A 17,667-nucleotide genomic window follows, 5' to 3' on the forward strand; every position below is an offset into this window, starting at 1 on the left:
TCCTCAGATCGGCTGGGCGGTGACGGCGAACATCTCGGCCGTCGCCTTGTGGTTATCGACCGCCGGCCCCGTGCCGAGCTGGCCCATGCAGATCGCCAGGCTGGCGTTCACGATATACGCGCAGCGCTCGTAGCGGCGGGCGCGATAGGCGGTGAAGGCGGCGTCGACGCTGTCGGCCCTGGCCAGCTCGTCGGCGAGCACCAGGCTGTCCTCGATCGCCATGCCGGCGCCCTGCCCCAGATGCGGCGTGGTGGCGTGGACCGCGTCGCCGAGCAGGCCGATCCGCCCCTTGTGCCATGGCCCGGTGACCAGCATGCCTTCGAGCGGGCGATAGACCACGCCGTCGTCGTCGGTGATCTGCTCGGCCAGATCGCGGATCGCGGGCGCGCAATCGGTGAGCTTGGCGCGCATCGCCGCGGCGAGTCCCTCGCGCGGATAGCGGGGATTGCCGGGCTCCGGCGTGGTCACGAACATGTACATCAGCTCTTCGCTGATCGGCACGAGGCCGAGCCCGGTGCGACCGTTATAGACCTGGAGCGCATCCATGCCGGCGGGGCGCGCGAAATTGTACCGCCATACCGCCTGGCCGGTATAGTCGGGCTTCTCGGCATCGGGCAGGATCGCGGCGCGCGTCTGCGAATAGACGCCGTCCGCCCCGATCACCATGTCGTAGATGCCGCTGGTGCCGTCCGAGAAGGTCACCGCGACCCGCTCGCCGTCATCGACCATCGTCTCGACCGTGATACCGAGGCGAACCTCCGCGCCGTCGGCCAGCACGCGGTCCCCCAGCACCTTGTGGAGCGCCGGGCGGCCGATGCCGACATTGGCGGGATAGCCCTCGGCCAGCTTGGGCGCGGGCACGCGGGCGGCCTTGGTGCCATCGGGCGCGAAGATCTCCACCGCGTCGAACCCGACCCCGGCGGCGATGTACGCGTCGATCACGCCCAGCTGCGCCACCGCGCGCACGACATTGGCCTGCTGGATGATCCCCACGCCGTAGACCGACCAGGTCGGATCCCGCTCCACCACCGTCAGCCGGTGGCCCTGCGGCGCCAGCGCGATCGCCGCGGTCAGCCCACCGATCCCGCCGCCGATAATCAGGATGTCAAGCGGCGGCATCGGCTGCCTCGCCCAGCGATACGCGCTTGGTGTCACTGTTGATCGACGGGAACGGCAAATAGGAGACGCGAAGCTGCTCGGTCAGCGACAGCTCGTGCTCGCCGGCCGGAAAGCCGCCCGGATGCGCGACCAGGATCGTCGCCTTCGCGCCGAACGCCCAGCGCCGGTCATAGGCGGTTTCCATCGCCGCAAGGGTTAGCGGGCCCCGCCCCTCGTCGAACCGCACCGCTTCGCGCGGCAGCAGCGTGCCGTCGATCGACACGTCGAGCTTCTCGATCATCGACAGGCCGATGCCGCGATAATAACCGAGCTTGGCGTCGAAGGCGAAGCCGGTCGGCGCCTCGGCCGGGCCGGTGTTGCGCAGGCTGTCGGCCTGGATCAGGTATTTGTCGAACATCAGGCGGGCTCCTTCTCGGCGCCGAGCGCAGCGTCGGCCTGGGCGATCAGGCGATCGAACATCACGTGTTGGCGGCGGACCTGCTCGCGGCTGTCCACCTCCATCACGTCCTGGATCCAGCGATTGCCCTCATACTCGCTGGAGAGCGTGCCTTCCCAACCGCACTTCACCAGCTCCGGGATGACCTCGTCATAGGCGATCGCCGGATCGGTGCAGTCTTCGGTCATTTCGTAGAACTTGGCCTGGATGTGCCGGAAGTAAGGAGCATAGTCCTTCAGCCGTTTCGGATTGGCATAGGGTGCGTGGCGCAGCGTCTCGGCCATCGCGATCTCGGCCTTGTTGCCGCCGCGCTTCACCGCGACTTCGTAGATCGTGTATTCGGCCATCACCTTTTCCTCGTGCTGGTCGACGATGAACTGGGTGATTTCCGGCCGGGCGCCCTGGCGCTCGAAGCGGGCGCGGAAGGCGGGCGGATAATGTTTCATGAAGATGCCCATGTCGGGCAGAATGCCGAGATGGCGGGTATTCAGCCGGTCGGCGACCTCGATCGTGCGCAGGATCCAGGCATGTTCGAGATGCCAGGGCGCGTGGACTTCCACGCCCATATGCACGTCCAGCTCCTCGGCATGGGGCACGCAGCGCTCGAGGATATCGGGCCGCACGAACACCAGCACCCGCATGTTCTTGATGCCCAGCCGATTGCACAGCAGCAGATCGCGGCGGATGCTGGCGACCTGCTCGTCGTCGGAGAGCAGCGCGCCCTTGCGTAGCTTGGTATCGAGGAACATGTCGTAACAGGTGAAGTGCGCGCCATGCCGGGCCAGCATCTCCTGCCACCGTGCGACCTCCGCATCGTCGATATTCGGAAAGTTCGGCATGTTTTGCTCGGGGAGGATCTCGATGCCCCGGGCGCCGATCGACACGGCATGGGCGATCGCGGCCTCGACCGTCATCTGGCCAAGAAACATCTCTTCCTGGTAGCTGTAGAGGCTCACGCCCCGCTGGATTTTGGACACGATGGCTCCGTGAATTACAGGCGGCAAAGGGCGGCCCCCTGCGCCATGGCAAAGGTCCAGGCGCGGGAATCGGCAGCTGCGAAAGTCGGGAGTGACGTCGGACGCGCCGCGGCAGGTGCTGATGCAGACTGCGTACGTGGATGTGCGTGCAGCATGTCGAAGCTCCTCTCGTGCAGAGCGGTCTGTTGGTCCGCGTCAACCGCGACCCGCCGCTTCTTGCCGATTGTGTACGCTGCAAATGCTGAATGCTGGAAATCGATTGTTTTGATAGCGAACGATCCATAATTCTTATTGGAAACGGATTACATATTCGCGATTTGAATAAACAATCATCCATACAATAGATTTCCAAAATTTCTGGAATGGCGCCAGAAAACGGGAGAGCCCGACAAGAGGCTTTGTTTGGAGAGAGGACATGCACGCACGCCCGCTGCGAGCCCGACGCGCCAACCCCGATGGATCCCGAGGCGGCGCCTGATGCGACGGCTGCGGATGGGGCTGATCGGCGGGGGTCCCGGCGCGTTCATCGGCCCGGTACACCGGATTGCCGCGACACTGGACAGCGAGATCGAACTGGTCGCCGGTGCATTCAGTCGCGCGCCCGAACGTTCCCGACAGGCCGGCAAAGCCTACGGCATCGCCGAAGACCGGAGCTATCCGAGCTGGATGGCGCTGATCGAGCAGGAGCGCACGCGGCCAGACGGCATTGACTTTCTGACCATTGCGACACCGAACGATACGCATCTGCCGATCGCGCGCGCGGCGCTTGCGGCAGGCATCGCCGTGATGAGCGACAAGCCGGCTACCGCCACGCTTGCCCAGGCGCGGGAGCTGGCCGAGATCGTCCGCGAAGCCGATCGCCCCTATGCACTGAGCTACACCTATAGCGGCTATCCGCTGGTGCGCCACGCCCGTGCGCTGATCGCGTCGGGCGGGCTCGGCACGGTGCGCAAGGTGGTCGTCGAATATCTCCAGGGCTGGCTGGCCGCGCCGATCGAGCGTGCCGGAAACAAGCAGGCGGAATGGCGTACCGACGCGGGCAAATCCGGTGTCGGCGGTGCCATCGGCGATATCGGCGTCCATGCCTTTCATCTCGCCGAATTCGTAACCGGTCTGGCGGTGGAAGCGATCAACGCGGATCTCGCCGCCGTCGTGCCGGGGCGCGCGCTTGACGACGACTGCAGCGTGCTGCTCCGCTTCGCCGGCGGCGCCCGCGGGGTGCTGCTCGCTTCGCAGATCGCGATCGGCGAAGCCAATGGCCTCACGCTGCGTGTCTATGGCGACAAGGCCTCGCTCGCCTGGCGCCAGGAAAGCCCAAACCAGCTGTTGATCCACCATCTTTCGGGGCGAAGCGAAATGCTTACCGCGGGCGGTGCGGGCATGCTGCCTGCCGCCACGGCGGCAGCACGGCTGCCCGCGGGACATCCGGAAGGCTATCTGGAAGCCTTCGCCAACCTCTACCGCGATTTTGCGCGCCGCCTGCGCGGCCGGCCCGCACCCGATCTCCCCGGCATGGAAGACGGGGTGCGATCACTCCAGTTCATCGAACAGGCCGTTGCGGCGAGCCGCGACAACCGCGGCTGGGTGCCGCTTGACGAAGCGAAGGAATACGCATGACGAGCATCGCCGCGCCTGCGCCGCACGCCGCTCCGATCCGGGGCGAAACGGGCAAGGGCATCACGCTGATTGCAGCGCAGATCCTGCCGGTGATGGCGGTGGTCTCGCTGTTCCCGGCCATTCCGCGACTGTTCGCGCAGTTCGGCGGGCACCCCCAGGCAGGCCTGCTGGTGCCGATGATCGTCACCATGCCGTCGCTTTGCGTCGCGCTGTTCGCACCGTTCGCCGGCGCGATCGCGGATCGGTTCGGCCGGCGCCCGAGCTTTCTGCTCGCGCTGGCCGTCTATGCCCTCGCGGGCCTGGCGCCGCTGCTTCTCGATGACCTGTATCTGGTGGTGGCGAGCCGCGGCGTCCTCGGCCTTGCCGAAGCGGTGATCGTCACCAATTCCAGTGCGCTGATCGGCGACTATTTCGGATCGCAGCGGCATCGCTGGGTGTCGTGGGTCGGCGTGTCGATCTCGATCGCGGGCACGCTGCTGGTCGCCGCGGGCGGCGCGCTGGCCGACGTCAGCTGGCGCGGCCCCTTCGCCATCTACGCGCTGGCGATCCCCACCCTGCTGCTCGCGCTGGTCTACATCGACGAGCCTACGCGCCGCGATACCGCCAAGGCCGCGCCGCTCGGTTTTCCCTGGGGCCCGGCGCTGGTCATCGGCGCCGTCACCATGGCGACCTCGATCCTCTATTATGTCGAGCCCCTCCACGTCGCGAGCGTGCTGATGGCCAAGGGTGTCGGCTCCTCCACCGCGGTCGGGCTGATCCAGGCCGGTACGTCGCTCGCCTATATCGCCGGCGCGTTTCTCTACCGGCGGATCCATGCCCAGCCGGTGGGCGTCCTTCTCGGTCTGGCCGGGATCCTCACCGCGATCGGCCTCACCATGATCGGTCTCGCCACCCGGTATCCGCTGGCGGTTGCGGGCGCCGCGATCCAGCAATTCGGATCGGGGCTGGTGATTCCCGCGCTGATGGCCTGGGGCCAGGCGATGCTGCCGCTCGAGCAGCGCGGCCGCGGCATGGGCATCTGGGCGACCGCCTTCTTCGCCGGGCTGTTCGTCTGTCCGCCGCTGGTCGGCCTCGGCCAGCGCGCGGTCGGCGGCCTCGACCAGGCGCTGCTGCTGTTCGCCGCGATCACCCTCGTGCTTTCCCTAGTCTCCGCGCTGTTCTTCCGCACCAGCGCCGCGCGCCACTGACGAGACCTGACCCATGACCGATACCCAGACCATCTTCGACTATATCATCGTCGGCGCAGGCTCCGCGGGCTGCGTGCTCGCCGATCGCCTGAGCGCGGACGGCCAGGCGCGCGTGCTGCTGATCGAGGCCGGCGGCGACAACGAGACCGAACTGGTCAACATGCCGCGCGCCTTCATGAAAATGTTCGGCAACCCGACCTATTTCTGGCACTTCCCGATCACCGAACAGGAAGGCCGGCCTTCGGGCGAGACCTGGTCCTATGGCCGCGGCCTTGGCGGATCGAGCTCGACCAACGGCACCTGGTATCTGCGCGGCGAGCCGGGCGACTATGACGGATGGGCCGCACTGGGCTTCGGCGAGTGGCGATGGAGCGAGATCCAGCGCTGCTTCCAGGCGATGGAGAGCTATCGCGGCGCCGGTGCCGATGCCGGTCGCGGCCGTGACGGCCCCCTCCAGATCACCCAGCTTCCCTTCCGCTCGCCGGCGATCGATGCCGCGATCGAGGCCGGCGCCCAGATCGGCCTCAAGAAGGTGGCGGACATCAACACGCCGGGCACCGGCCGCATCGGCTATACCCAGGCGACCGTGTCGCGGCGCGGCCGCCGCGCCTCCAGCTACCAGGCCTTTCTGAAGCCCGCCATGCACCGCCCGAACCTGACCGTGCTGCTCGATACGCTGGTCGAGCGCGTCGAGATCGCGGACGGCCGGGCGACCGGGGTCCGTGTCCGCGATGCCGATGGCGGTCGCTCGATCGTCGCGACCCGCGAAGTGATCTTGTCCGCCGGCGCGCTGCAAAGCCCCAAGCTGCTGCAGCTTTCGGGCATCGGCCCCACGGCGGTACTCGAACGCGCCGGCGTGCCGGTGGTGCAGCTCTTGCCGCAGGTCGGCCGCAACCTCGCCGATCACCTGATGTTCACCATGTCGTGGCGGCTGCACAAGGATCCGGGGGCGAACCGTGAGTTTTCCGGCTGGCGGCTGACCAGCCACGTGCTGCGCTACTATCTGACCCGCACGGGCATGATGGCCTATACCTCGCCCGAGGTCACCGCGCTGCTCTCGATCGACTCTCCGCCCGAATGGCCGGACGCCCAGTTCGGGGTAGGCCCGTATTCGCTGCGGACAACGGAGGAGATGAAGGCCGATCCCGGCCGCGGCGCGCTGGAGGACAAGCCGGGCATCAGCGTCAACGGCATCGCCCTCCGCCCGAAGAGCCGCGGTACCGTCGCCATCCGCTCGGCAGATGTCGCCGATCCGGTCGAGGTTCATGCCAATTGGTGGGGCGATCCCGCTGACAAGGCCTTCCTCGTCAAGATGGTCCGCCTGGCCCGCCGCTATATGCGCCAGCCGGCGCTGAAGAACTTTGTCGGCGAGGAGCGCGTGCCCGGCGAACGCTTCCAGAGCGACGAGGATATCGCCAGGCAGATGGAATGGCTCGCCAGCCCGGGCCTGCACAGCACCGGCACCTGTCGCATGGGCACGCCCGAAACCGGCGTCGTTGACGGGCGGCTGCGGGTGCACGGCATCCGGGGCCTCCGTATCGCCGATTGCTCGGTGATGCCGCTTCAGCCTGCCGGGAACACCAACGGCCCGGCGATGGTGATCGGCTGGCGCGCGGCCGAACTGATCCGGGAGGATCATGCCGGCTGATCCTCGATTTGCAGGGAGCGCCATCGATCGATAGCATCGATCAAAACGACAAGAATGCCCTGCGGAGAGGAATGTAATGCGGTTCAAGGGTCTGGATCTGAATCTGCTCGGCGCGTTCGATGCGCTGCTGGAAACCCGCAGTGTCTCGGCCGCCGCGCGCCAGCTGAACCTCAGCCAGCCAGCGATGAGTGCCGCGTTGATGCGGCTGCGTGCCTTTTTCGGGGACGAGCTGCTCATCGCGCAGGGGAAGCGCATGTACCCCACCGCCTATGCCGAGGCGCTGGTGCCGCAGGTGCGCGAGTGCCTGCACGCGGTGGAGTCGATGCTGGTCACCTCGGGGCGCTTCGATCCGGCGACGAGCCAGCGCCGATTCCGCCTGATCCTGTCCGACTATGTGATGACCGCCGTTCTCGCCCCCGCACTGCAGACGGTGGCGGCGACTGCTCCCGGCATTCGGCTGGAAATCACCCTGCCCAGCCCCGAGGCGGGCACGGAATTGCGGGAAGGCCGTGCCGACCTGTTCGTCGCGCCAGAGCAGTTCATCTTCAGCGACCACCCCAGCGAATTGCTTTGCGAGGAGCGCTATGTGATGGTCGGCTGGGCCGAAAACCCGCTATTCGACGATGTGCTGACCCTCGAAGACTTCAGCGCCGCCGGGCATGTCGCCGTGCGGCTGGGCGGGCCCCGCGACTATTCCTTCGCCGATCGCCAGGTCCGGCAATTGGGGATCGAGCGGCGGATCGAGGTGGAGGCCCCGTCCTTCACGGTGGTCCCCTGGCTGCTCGTCGGTTCGCAGCGTCTGACGCTGATGCAGGAAAGCCTCGCCCGCCGCGTGGTGACCACCTTCCCGCTGCGCATGGCGCCGATCCCCTTCCCGTTCCAGCCGATGCGCGAGATGATCCAGTATCACAGCAGCCGCAAGAACGACGAAGGGCTGCGCTGGATGATCGAACGCCTCCGCGAACCGGCGGCGCTCGCCTGACCGGCCGGGCTAGCGCGCGACGAGCAGCCGCACCGGTCCGATCAGCCCCGAGGGACGCAGCGGGGCGTCGGGGCGATAGACGTCCTGCGGGCCACCCCTGGACGTGCCGATCAGCCGGTTGACCCACAGATTGGCCACCGGGCATTCACGATGACGGCATCCTCCCTGCGGGCCCTTGGCGGCCTTGCGCGCCGTGTGTGCCATTGTGCGAGGTTTCAGGAAAATCGATGCTTTGGATCGAACCGATCCATGCGACAAATCGATCGCCGCGTGCCGCCGCCTACAGCACGATCGTCGCTTCCCGCGCATCGCGCATCGGCACGGGCCAGAAGCGCGGCGGGAAATAGGGGTGCCGCATCCAGACGATCGTCTCCACCCGATGCACGCCGGGGATCAGGCCGCCGGGACGGTCGATCAGCACGTCGATGGTCTCGCCCACCGCCCAGCGCGTCTCGGTCGCCGCGTCGAGATCGGCAAGGCCGTAGGTCTGCCCCTGGAACAGCAGCCGGTTGCCGGCCGCCGGATATGGCTCGCCGTCCACCACCACATCCACGCCCTCGATCAGCGAAAGGCGCATGCCGCGATAATTGGGCTGCCGCAGCCGCAGGCGGAAGCCGGTGCGCGCACCCGCCGGCCCGAGATTGGAAAAGCCGCTGCTCTGGATCGTGCCGCGTTCAAGCATGGGTCTGCTCCCCGCCCTGGGTCTGTGCGTCATAGGCGCGTTCGAGGGTGCGGATCAGCGCGTGCTGGCGCCGCACCTGGTCGATGGCGAGCCACGGATCGCGCACGCCTTCATATTCGCTGGACAGCCAGCCGGTATAATTAAGCTGCTTCAGCGCGGGCACGATCCGCTCCCACGGAATGTGATGGTCGTGCAGCTGCGCGTCGATATGGTGGAACTTGGCCTGGATGAAGACGACATGGTCGATCACCTCCGCCAGATGCTCCACCGGCACCTTGATGCCGTTGAGGAAGCTCATCGCCTCCTCGCGCATCTCCGGCGTCTCGCCGGGCCAATAGGGCAAGGGGCGGTCCTGGAAGATGCCGGTGTCGATCAGCAGGCCGAAATGCTTGGTGCCGGTGCGCTGGATGAAGTCCACATAGCCTTCCACCACCGGGTGACGGATCGGCGTCGGCGCATGGATCTCCGGGCAGATCACCACATCGAGCTTGGCCGCCAGATCCAGCACGCGCTCGACCGCGCCTTCCCAGACGGGATGCGGCGTCAATTCATCGTCGATGACCCCGAACTTCGGCCGCACGAAGCGAAAGCCGAGCCGGTGCGCCAGCTGCAGGTCCCGCGCCAGCAGCGCGCCGGCTTCCTCGGCGGTGAGGACGCGCTGCTTCTGCACGCAGGTATCCACCCAGCAGCCATAGTTGGTCGGCTGCAGCCCGTAGCGCTCGACCAGCCCGAACCAGCGATCGAACCACTGGGAAGGCGGCGCCGGATACTCGGCGAGATGCGTCTCGCCCAGGATCTCGATGCCCCCCGCCCCTGCCTCGGCGACATGATAGAAGGCATCGTCGAGCGTCAGCGCCGTGCCGAAATCGTCGGTATAGCTGTAGAGCGATACCCCATATTGAAACGTCATGCCGCGGCCTCCTTGCGCCGATGGGCGGGAACATAGGGCGCCGCGTCCTCGATCTCGGCGAGCTGCGCCACGATATGCGCGGGCATGTCGTCGCCGACCATCTTCTGCAGGAACGGCGTATGGTCGAACACCAGGTCGCGGATCGGCCGCAGCGGTGCCGGCAGATGGTGGAACATGCGGCCGGTGTGATAGGCGCCCTGCGTCACCTGCGCGGTGTGCGGCTTGCGGCGGTCTTCATAGCGCTGGAGCGCGCCCTGCACCGCCGCCGTATCGGCCAAGTCCACCGCCGCCAGTTCCCGCGCCAGGAAATAGCCGTCCTCGATCGACATGCCCGCGCCGTACGCGGCATAGGGAGAGGTCGGATGCGCGGCATCGCCAACCAGCGTCACCCGCCCCTTCGACCATTGCGGCAGCGGCGGCCGATCGCGGATTTCCCAGCGCTGCATATGCGCCAGCGGGGTCGCGGCGATCAGTTCCTGCACCTTGGCCGGGAAGCCCGCCGCACGCGCGCGGCAAAAGCCGATCAGGTCGGCCGGCGGCGGCGCCTCGGGATCGCAGGCCTCCAGCACCCACCATTCATAGCCCGACTTTCCCTCGTGACGGATCGGTGTGTAGCTCACCTGGGTCGTGCGGTTGTGCGAAAGGACACCGATCCCGTCCGGTACCTCGTCCACGAACAGATAGCCGCCCACCAGGTGCAGCCGCTGGTGCCGGATCGGCTGATCGCCCCAGAGCTGCGTGCGCACCATGGATCGCAGGCCGTCCGCGCCGATCACCACATCGGCGTCGGCGGCGGCGCCGTTGGCGAACTCGAGCCGGACGGCATTGCCGGTGTCGCGCATTTCCCGCAGTTCGTGCCCCAGCTTCAGGACGCCGGGCGGGAGCGCCGCAAGCATCCGCTGATAGAGGCCCCAGCGCAGCAGGCCGATAAAGCCGCCGCCATAGTCACGCACCACCGCGTCCGGCAGGTGCACCACCGCGCGGTTCCTGCCCTTGGCATTGCGGAAGAAAACCTGGCACGGCGCGCCGAGATCGTCGGTATCGACGCCGATCAGCTTGAGGACCTTCTGGGGCGGCGGCCACAGGTTCAGGATGTTCCCCGCCGCCTTCACCTCGCCCGCGCGCTCGTAGAGCGTCACGTCGAACCCGACGCGGATCGCCGCCAGCGCGGCCGCCATGCCGCCCGGACCCGCGCCGATCACCGCGATACGACCTGCTACCATCGGCCCTGCTCCTCATCCCATCGCGATCTGCCGCCGCGATCCAATCTGATTCGTGCTTAGATTGCGTTCTAAGCACCGATTAGATTGTTGGCAAGCGGCATCCGTGCGGGTAAGCGAGGCCCGGAGGTTTCGAAGCCATGTCTGCCGAGCCCGCCGAGCGGCGGCCCTATCATCGCGAGGATCTGCGCCGCGAGTTGCTCGAGGCGGCGCTGGCCCATGTGCGCGACCATGGTCATCATGGCCTGTCCGTCCGCACCCTGGCGCAGGCGGTCGGCGTCTCGCCCGGGGCGCCCTATCATCATTTCAAGGACCGTCGCGAGTTGCTGCTGGCGATCGCCCTGCACGGCTATGAGGCGCTTGGCGCCGCAGCCGCGCAGGCTACGGCCTCCGCCTCGAGCGCGAGGGAGCGGCTGCTCGCGCTCTGCATCTCCTTCGTCGATTTCGCCCAGCTCAATCCGCGGCTTCTCGAACTGATGTACGAAAGCGAACTGACGAGCCCGACGCCCAATCCGGCACTGCTGGAGCACCAGCATGCCGGTCGCGCGGCGCTGCAGACCCAGTTGGAATCGGCGCTCCCGGCGCTGAGCGAAGAAGCGCGCACGCTGCGGCTGCTCTCCTTGTGGTCCACGGTCTACGGCTTCGCCTCGCTCCGCAACAAGCGTTTGATCGATCCGTTCGAGCCGGCGACGAGCAACCCCGACGCGGTTGCGCGCGGCACGTTGAGCCTCGCCGTCGACGCGGCATTACGTCAGCCACCGGGTGCGGTTGCGCCTTGATCTGCCCGGCTGCGGGGCCGTTGCCGTTCGACGCGCCCTTCTCCAACTGCCACTGGCCTTCGGCAATTCCCTGACCCGATAAGGTGCGGCTGTCTTCCACCGTCTGGAAGCGCGTCGCGCGTCTGATCGAGCGCGTGACGATCTACCGGGAGCGGACTGATGGTCCGTAGACGGCAATGGTTGCGACGGTTGCGGGCGCTGATTGCGGTGACCAGATGCGCGGCAGAAACGCTGCCTCGCGGAAGAACGACAGACGGTACTCCAGCACGCCCGCAACAGGCCGCCCGATCGAATGGCGGCACCGAGGCCGCTGGTTCGCGAGCGACGGCGAGCCCGATCCAGGCTCGCCGTCCGCTCATCTCACCAGCGAAGCGCCACGCCGGCGCGGCCGCCAAAGCCCTTGGCCTTTGCGCCGCTGACCGCCTCGACCTTGGCGAAAGCTGCCAGCCCGCGGCTGCTGCCGCCCTCGACGCCCGCCTCGATGCGCGCGCGACCGCGCTCGTTCTGGTCCTCGAAGCGCAGGCTGGTACCGCCCGACCCAAGCGTCGCACCGGGGCGCCCCGCCAAGTCGCCTTCCCAGGCCGCACCCAGGTACGGCTTGACCGACCAATCCCCCGATGCCGTCTCCACGCCCGCGCGCAGGCCAGCGCGGCCATAGGCTCCGTCCGTCTTGTCGAAGGCGGCGGACATGCCGCTCGTGGCGCCCTGCAGGGTATCGACATCACCGTGCGACACCGCGATGCTCGCCGCAGGTTCGAAGAACAGCGCACCCGCCCGCACATGATAGCCGGCCTCCAGCTGGAAGCCATAGCTGGTGCCGTCCACCTTCGGCGTCCCCGCCACACCGTTCAGCTGGTATTTGACCGAATAGCGATCGACCTTGCCCAGCGCATGGGCGAAAAAGCCGCCGGCCGCACGATACCGGAGGTAGACGCCGAGGTTGCCGCCGTTCAGCTTCAGCTGGTCGCCAGCCGCGGTCAGACGCCCCTGCTGGCTGAGATAGCCGGCGGTCACGCCGACGCTCCAGTCACCCTGGCCCCAATCGAGACCGAGCTGCCCACCGCCCCAGCTGTCGCGCACATCGAGGTTCGGCGTGAAGCGGGTCGGCGTGCCGAGCACGGTTTCGGTATAGACCGGCCGCGAACGGTTGGTTTCCTCCCCACCATATAGCTGCCCCCAAACCGCGATTCCCCGCTTCGGCGAAGCGGCACGCATCTGCTCGCTCCAGGCATCGCCCGAGCGGCGCCAGAAACGACGGGTTTCCGCACCGGTGCGCACGAGCGCAAAGGCCTGGGCCGTCGGCAGGCCGACCAGGTTGATGTTGCCCGCTGCGTCGGTGATCAACTGGTACTGGGCGAAGCCCTTGTTGATGCTGCCGCCGTCCAGCACGAACGCATTGGCGCTGGCCGAGGTCGCATTCACGAGCCGCACGCCCGTGAAGTTGAACTGCGACCCTGCGGTTCCACTCACGTCGCGGACGACCAGCGTGGTCGTGCCGGAAGCAGCACCGACCCGCAGCAGGTCGGCGCTCTGCGCCGGGGCGCCGTTCACCGCCATGCCGCCAAGATTGGCGTCGAGCACCACCCGCGAACCGGCCGCACCGACGAAGCTCGCGCCGCCCAGGTCGAGCACGTCGCCCACCTTGCCGTTGCCGAGGCTGATCGTGCCGCTGTTCTGGAGGCTGGTCAGCCCCGCGAACTGGGTGGTACCGGCAGCGACGTTGATCGTGCCGCTGTTGGCAAGCACCGCATTGCCGCCGAAGCTTGGCGTGCCGGACACGTTCCAGGTTCCGGCATTGCTGAATGCAAGGCGGCTGCTGGTCACCGCGAGGCTGCCGTTGATCACGCCCCGATTGACGAGCGTTGCGGCACCGCCGGCCAGACGGACGGCCATGCCGCTGTCCCCGCCGACCGTACCCGACAGGGTGACCGTCTGGCCGCCGGCCGCGCGCGAGGACAGGCCGGCGGTCGCGCCCTGCAGCGTGGCCGTGGTGGCCGTCGCACCCAGGTTGATCGTCGCGGTGCCGCCGGTATCGACCGACAAGCCCACCCCCGCGCCCGAACGGGTCGTGCCGCCATCGGCCAGCGTGGTCGTGATGGTGCCGCTGGTCGACGTCAGGCGAATCGCGTCGGCGCTGGCGCTGCTGCTGTTCCCCGCCGCCACCGTGATCGCGCCGCTGCCGCTGCTCGCGCCGATCGCATAGCCCGCGCCCTGCTGGGCAACGAGCGTGCCGCTCTGCACCGCGATCGCACCGCCGGTGGTGGTGGCGCTGATCGCCTGTGCCCCCGCCCCGGCCACGGTCACCGACTGGGCGACGATCGTCTGTGCCCCATTGCCGCCGGTGAGCGCGATACCGTGCGCGGCGTTGCCGCTCGTCGTCACGGTCGCGCTGGTCACGGCGAGCGAGCCCGTGCCGGTCGCCGTGCCGGCGATGCCGATCGCGTTGGCGCCGGTGGTGGCGATGGTGCCGTTGTTGACGACGCTGCCAGCGCCATCCGCCACGGTGATGCGGATGCCGTCGGCGTTCGCGCCGGTCGTCGTGACGCCGTTGATCGCCACTGCCTGGGCGGAAGCGGCGCCGGTGGTTGACGCCCGGCCGATCGTCAGCGCGACCGTTCCCGTGCCGACCGCGCTGGCGACAACGCCTGCGCTGCCGTCGCCGCTGGTGGAAACGGCGTTGATCGCCGCCCGGACGTTCGCGCCGCCGCTCTGCGCCAGGGTGACGCCTGCTCCGCTGGCGCCGGTGAAGCTGACCGTGCCGAGCGTTGCCTGCACGTCGCCGGTCGCACCGGTACCCGCCAGCGACACACCCGCGCCGCCGGTCGCACCGGTAACCGCGACGGCGCCCGCCGTCAGCTGGATCGCGGCATTGCCGCCGAGCGCGATGCCGGTGGCCTGCTGACCGGTCGACGTGACGGTTACCGTGCCGGTGGTCACGGTCTGCGCACCGCTCTGGGCAAGGGTGACGATGCCCGCCGCGTTGCCCGCCGCGCGCACGTCGATCGCGCCCGCACCGTCCAGCGTCAGGCCGGTGCCGGTCCGCCCGACGACGCCAAAGGCATCGGCAGTCGTGCTGCGTACGGTCAACGCGGTCGGCAGATGAACGGTGGTGGCCGCCGTCGCGGTGTCGAAGTCGATGCCGTGCGCTTCGCCGCTGGTCGAGGTTACCGACAGCGCGCCCGCGGTCGATACGGTAGTGCCGCCCCGCGCCTGCACGCCGATGGCGACATCGCTTGCCGAGACCGTCGCGCCCTTGGCGAGCTGCAGGCTCGTCGCCGGGCCGCTGCTGGCGATGCCGGTCGCGGCGCCGGCACGGTTCGAAACGGTAAGGTCCGCTGCGGTGAGCGCCGCCGACTGGCCGCCTTGGAGCTGCACGCCCAGCGCGGTGCCGCCGCCGGCCGACACGCTGAACGCGCCGCCCAGCTGCACGGTCTGGCTGGTGCCGTCCGCAACCGCGAGGCCCGTCGCCCCGCCGGTACCGCCGGTGACGGTGACCGCCCCAAGCGTCGTGCGAACTGCATCCGAAGCGCCCGACTGGCCGAGGCCGAGAACGGTGCCGCCGGAGGCAGTCACGGCAAGCGTGCTGCCAAGCTCGACCGCCTGGGTGCTGCCGCCCGCGATCGAGAGGCCGGTCGCGCCGCCGGTGCCGCCGCCGACGGTGACGGCGCCGGTTGCCCCGGTGCTGACCGCTCCCGACGCGCCCGATTGGGCCAGGCCGACGACGGTCCCGTCATTGGCCTTCACGGAAACCGTGCTGCCAAGCTGAAGCGCCTGGGTGCTGCCGCCGCTCACCGACACGCCGGTCGCGCCGCCGGTGCCGCCCTGTACCGTCACCGCGCCGTTGACGATGGTCGAGACCGCGCCGCTGGCGCCGCTCTGGATCACACCGTTGGCGGCGGCGTCGGTTGCCGAGACCGCAAGGGTGCCGCCCAGCTGTACCGTCTGGGTCGAACCATTGGCGAGCGCGATTGCCGTTGCGCCGCCGGGACCGCCCGCCACCGCCACGTCGCCCGCCACGGTGGTCGACAGCGCACCCGAACCGCCGGTCTGGCGGACGCCGAGCGCGTTGCCCGCACCCGTGACCTGGAGCCCCGCCGAGAAGGTCGCCGCCTGGCTGGTTCCGCCGGAAAGGCGCGCGCCGGTGGCATTGCCCGCGCTGCTGCTCACCACGAAATCCTGCGCCGCGGTCAGGCCGAGCGCACCCGTGCCGGTGAGGCTCGCGCCGGTCGCGGCGGTGCTGCCCTGCACGTCGATGCCGCGGGCGAGTGAAACCGTCTCCGCCGCCCCTGTACCGATCGCAATGCCGGTAGCGCTGCCCGCTCCGTTGCGCACGCTCAGCACGTCGCGCGCGGTGAGCTGGACGTCGCTCGCGGCGCCGCTGCTCGCGATGCCGCTTGCCGCGCCGCCATTGGCGCGAACCGTGATCGCCGCCGCCGCGTCGACGGTCTGGGTGGTGCCGTCACCCAGCACCACGCCCGCCGCGCCACCGGCGGCGCCGTCGACCGCGAGCGCCGCCGCGCTGGTGAGGCGCACCGCGCCGCTGCTGCCGGTCAGCGTCGCGCCCGTGGCGCCGATGCCGGTCACGCCGGCCCCCTTGGCGAGCGACACGGTCTGGCTGGACCCGTTCCGGAGGGAGACGCCCGTGGCGCTGCCGGCGCTGTTGGCGACGGTGAGGCTATCGCCCAGCGTCACCGATTCCGCGCCGCTCGCGGCTGACACGTCCACCCCCATCGCATTGCCGCCGGCGGCGTTCACGGTGATCGCGGCGCCGTTGCCGGTGGTGGCGTTGGCGGCCGTCACGATCGTCACGTCGGTGCCGTTCGCCACGCGGATGCCGCTGGCGTCCGCGCCGGTGCTGGTCGCGGTCAGCGCGGCCCCGGTGAAATTGACCGACGCCGCACCGGTCCCGCCGGACAGCGTCACGCCCTGGGCGGCGCTGGTGGCGCCGACGGTGAGGTCGCCCTTGAAGGTCGTCCCCCCGATCACCGCGTCGGCGAAGCGCACGCTCTGGTCGGTCCCGCCGCTGATCGCCACGCCCTGGCCCATGCCGGCGGTGGCGGTCACCTGCTGCACGAAGCCGCTATTCTGCACGCTTACCGCGGCGGTGGCGTTGTTGACGAAGAAGCCGGCCGCGGTGCCGCCGCTCACGCTCATGCCGCCGGTCGCACCGGTGCGCTGGGCGACCAACGCGACGCTGCTGCCCTGCAGCACCGCCATGCCGGCGGCGGTGCCGCTGGTGCTGACGGTCAGGGTGCCGGTATGGGTGGCCGTCACCGCCCCGGGCGTGCCGCTCGCCGCGACCAGGAAGCCGGCGGCGCTGCCGCTCTGGCTGGTGACGCCGATTGCGCCGGTGTTGCTGATCGAAACGGCGCCGGTGCTGCCGGTGCTGCCCATGCCGACCAGGTTGGACGCGCCGCGCAGCGTCACCGTGCCGGTATTGGCGAGCATCATCGTGCCGCCCGCGGCATGGGTTTCGCCCGCGATGCCATAGATGGTGCCGCTCCCGCCGGTCGCACTCGTCGCGGTGATCGCACCATTGTTGGTGGCGCTCGCCGATCCGCCGCGCGCAAGCAGGCCGGCGCTGTTGCCGCTGACGTTCGTCTGCGTGAGCGTGACGGTGCCGTCGCTCTGGTTGCGCACCGAGCCAAGCCCGTTGCCGCCGACGAGATCGGCGGTCGCCACCAACCCGTTCAGGCCGGCCGAGACGATGCCGCGATTGTCGACGCTCGCCAGACCGCTGCCGGTGCTGGTCGACGAGAGACCGGTGTTGCCCGCGGTGAAGCGCGACCCGGTGCGCGCGGTGATGAGCGCAGCCTGGTTCGGGGAACCGATCACGCTGACGGCGTTGCTGCCGCTCGTCGCGTTGACGATCAACGTTCCGTAAAGGTCCAGCCGAAGGCCGGCAGGCGTGGCGTAATTCGCCTGATTATAGGTGATGCCGTTCGGGTAGCGGCCCGGATCGGAGACGCACGAGACGATGTTCGGGTCCGACGAGACGTCGGGATTGCCGCACTCGCCATCGGCAAACGCCGCGCCGGGGGTCGCGAGGATGAAAGCCAGCGCCGATGCGCCGACCAGGAGCGTCGTCTTCACAATTATTCTCCCGTTCG

At 68.8% G+C, this 17,667-nt stretch carries 13 protein-coding genes; 5 read left to right on the forward strand and 8 right to left on the reverse strand.

Annotated elements, in window-relative coordinates; translation table 11 throughout:
* Nucleotides 1-3: 3 nt before the first annotated feature.
* The 3 genes from A7X12_RS15230 to A7X12_RS15240 are packed head-to-tail and all read right to left on the reverse strand — an operon-like array spanning nt 4 to nt 2,532.
* A complete protein-coding gene (locus A7X12_RS15230; protein ID WP_064312427.1) occupies nt 4-1,119 on the reverse strand; it encodes an FAD-dependent oxidoreductase in 1,116 nt (371 codons plus the stop codon).
* On the reverse strand, nt 1,106-1,516 hold the full coding sequence (locus tag A7X12_RS15235; RefSeq protein WP_064312428.1) for a C-glycoside deglycosidase beta subunit domain-containing protein: 411 nt from the start codon (nt 1,514-1,516) through the stop codon (nt 1,106-1,108). The genes A7X12_RS15230 and A7X12_RS15235 overlap by 14 nt, the downstream gene beginning before the upstream one ends.
* Entirely contained in the window at nt 1,516-2,532 is a 1,017-nt protein-coding gene (locus tag A7X12_RS15240; RefSeq protein ID WP_084445517.1) for a sugar phosphate isomerase/epimerase family protein, read from the reverse strand. The genes A7X12_RS15235 and A7X12_RS15240 overlap by 1 nt, the downstream gene beginning before the upstream one ends.
* Nucleotides 2,533-3,009: 477 nt before the next feature.
* Between A7X12_RS15240 and A7X12_RS15245 the strand changes: the two genes are divergently transcribed.
* The 4 genes from A7X12_RS15245 to A7X12_RS15260 all read left to right on the forward strand — a co-directional run bounded on the left by A7X12_RS15245 (nt 3,010) and on the right by A7X12_RS15260 (nt 7,966).
* Nucleotides 3,010-4,149: a Gfo/Idh/MocA family protein gene (locus A7X12_RS15245; protein WP_064312429.1), complete on the forward strand. Its 1,140-nt coding sequence runs from the start codon at nt 3,010-3,012 to the stop codon at nt 4,147-4,149.
* A complete protein-coding gene (locus A7X12_RS15250) occupies nt 4,146-5,336 on the forward strand; it encodes an MFS transporter (RefSeq protein WP_084445521.1) in 1,191 nt (396 codons plus the stop codon). The genes A7X12_RS15245 and A7X12_RS15250 overlap by 4 nt, the downstream gene beginning before the upstream one ends.
* Nucleotides 5,337-5,349: 13 nt before the next feature.
* Nucleotides 5,350-6,984, forward strand: a complete 1,635-nt coding sequence (locus tag A7X12_RS15255; protein ID WP_064312430.1) for a GMC family oxidoreductase — start codon at nt 5,350-5,352, stop codon at nt 6,982-6,984.
* Nucleotides 6,985-7,060: 76 nt separating this feature from the next.
* Nucleotides 7,061-7,966, forward strand: coding sequence for a LysR family transcriptional regulator (locus tag A7X12_RS15260; RefSeq protein WP_064312431.1), 906 nt, complete (start codon nt 7,061-7,063; stop codon nt 7,964-7,966).
* A gap of 9 nt (nt 7,967-7,975) precedes the next feature.
* Here the strand turns inward: A7X12_RS15260 and A7X12_RS15265 are convergent, their stop codons facing one another.
* The 4 genes from A7X12_RS15265 to A7X12_RS15280 all read right to left on the reverse strand — a co-directional run bounded on the left by A7X12_RS15265 (nt 7,976) and on the right by A7X12_RS15280 (nt 10,781).
* Nucleotides 7,976-8,170 (reverse strand): hypothetical protein, encoded by a 195-nt coding sequence (locus A7X12_RS15265; RefSeq protein WP_064312432.1) that lies wholly within the window; start codon nt 8,168-8,170, stop codon nt 7,976-7,978.
* Nucleotides 8,171-8,246: 76 nt separating this feature from the next.
* On the reverse strand, nt 8,247-8,648 hold the full coding sequence (locus A7X12_RS15270; RefSeq protein WP_064312433.1) for a C-glycoside deglycosidase beta subunit domain-containing protein: 402 nt from the start codon (nt 8,646-8,648) through the stop codon (nt 8,247-8,249).
* Nucleotides 8,641-9,558: a sugar phosphate isomerase/epimerase family protein gene (locus tag A7X12_RS15275; protein ID WP_064312434.1), complete on the reverse strand. Its 918-nt coding sequence runs from the start codon at nt 9,556-9,558 to the stop codon at nt 8,641-8,643. Before A7X12_RS15275 ends, A7X12_RS15270 begins: the two co-directional genes overlap by 8 nt.
* Nucleotides 9,555-10,781: an FAD-dependent oxidoreductase gene (locus tag A7X12_RS15280; RefSeq protein WP_064312435.1), complete on the reverse strand. Its 1,227-nt coding sequence runs from the start codon at nt 10,779-10,781 to the stop codon at nt 9,555-9,557. Before A7X12_RS15280 ends, A7X12_RS15275 begins: the two co-directional genes overlap by 4 nt.
* Before the next feature lie 137 nt (nt 10,782-10,918).
* Here A7X12_RS15280 and A7X12_RS15285 point away from each other — a divergent pair, with 137 nt between their 5' ends.
* Nucleotides 10,919-11,557: a TetR/AcrR family transcriptional regulator gene (locus tag A7X12_RS15285; RefSeq protein WP_064312436.1), complete on the forward strand. Its 639-nt coding sequence runs from the start codon at nt 10,919-10,921 to the stop codon at nt 11,555-11,557.
* A gap of 360 nt (nt 11,558-11,917) precedes the next feature.
* On the opposite strand, the gene A7X12_RS15290 is transcribed toward A7X12_RS15285, so the two are convergent.
* Nucleotides 11,918-17,650, reverse strand: a complete 5,733-nt coding sequence (locus tag A7X12_RS15290; protein ID WP_064312437.1) for a hypothetical protein — start codon at nt 17,648-17,650, stop codon at nt 11,918-11,920.
* Nucleotides 17,651-17,667 lie beyond the last annotated feature (17 nt).

Source organism: Sphingomonas sp. TDK1, from assembly GCF_001650735.1.
In the GTDB taxonomy this organism is placed as follows: Bacteria; Pseudomonadota; Alphaproteobacteria; order Sphingomonadales; family Sphingomonadaceae; genus Sphingomonas.

Excerpts from the sequence above, each read along its gene's own strand:
- A7X12_RS15265 (WP_064312432.1), bottom strand. The coding sequence starts at position 8,170 with ATGGCACACACGGCGCGCAAGGCCGCCAAGGGCCCGCAGGGAGGATGC.
- A7X12_RS15245 (WP_064312429.1), top strand. The coding sequence starts at position 3,010 with ATGCGACGGCTGCGGATGGGGCTGATCGGCGGGGGTCCCGGCGCGTTC.
- A7X12_RS15275 (WP_064312434.1), bottom strand. The coding sequence starts at position 9,558 with ATGACGTTTCAATATGGGGTATCGCTCTACAGCTATACCGACGATTTC.
- A7X12_RS15235 (WP_064312428.1), bottom strand. The coding sequence starts at position 1,516 with ATGTTCGACAAATACCTGATCCAGGCCGACAGCCTGCGCAACACCGGC.
- A7X12_RS15285 (WP_064312436.1), top strand. The coding sequence starts at position 10,919 with ATGTCTGCCGAGCCCGCCGAGCGGCGGCCCTATCATCGCGAGGATCTG.
- A7X12_RS15230 (WP_064312427.1), bottom strand. The coding sequence starts at position 1,119 with ATGCCGCCGCTTGACATCCTGATTATCGGCGGCGGGATCGGTGGGCTG.
- A7X12_RS15280 (WP_064312435.1), bottom strand. The coding sequence starts at position 10,781 with ATGGTAGCAGGTCGTATCGCGGTGATCGGCGCGGGTCCGGGCGGCATG.
- A7X12_RS15250 (WP_084445521.1), top strand. The coding sequence starts at position 4,146 with ATGACGAGCATCGCCGCGCCTGCGCCGCACGCCGCTCCGATCCGGGGC.
- A7X12_RS15260 (WP_064312431.1), top strand. The coding sequence starts at position 7,061 with ATGCGGTTCAAGGGTCTGGATCTGAATCTGCTCGGCGCGTTCGATGCG.
- A7X12_RS15270 (WP_064312433.1), bottom strand. The coding sequence starts at position 8,648 with ATGCTTGAACGCGGCACGATCCAGAGCAGCGGCTTTTCCAATCTCGGG.
- A7X12_RS15255 (WP_064312430.1), top strand. The coding sequence starts at position 5,350 with ATGACCGATACCCAGACCATCTTCGACTATATCATCGTCGGCGCAGGC.